Below are 241 nucleotides of genomic sequence, written 5' to 3'. Positions count from 1 at the left end.
TTCACTTTCCGATAGCTCATAGACAAGTGGTAGTACGTCATTGAGTGATTCCGAAAGCACAAGTACATCCACTTCATTAAGTGATAGTACTTCAACTCGCGATTCAACGAGTACTTCGCTTTCTGACAGTTCATCTACGAGTGGTAGTACGTCACTAAGTGATTCTGAACGCACTAGTACTTCGACTTCACTAAGTGGATCCGAAAGTACAAGCACGTCATCATCATGAAGTGATAGCTCG

The 241-nt window shown here is 42.7% G+C and carries 1 pseudogene; it reads right to left on the bottom strand.

Features of this window, described 5'->3' with window-relative positions:
• Window positions 1-241: pseudogene (locus ACZ267_RS13020) on the bottom strand (hypothetical protein); the annotation flags it as partial.

The sequence above is a fragment of the Staphylococcus sp. AC872 genome, assembly GCF_979255425.1.
This window is presented reverse-complemented; position numbering and strand designations above follow the sequence as displayed.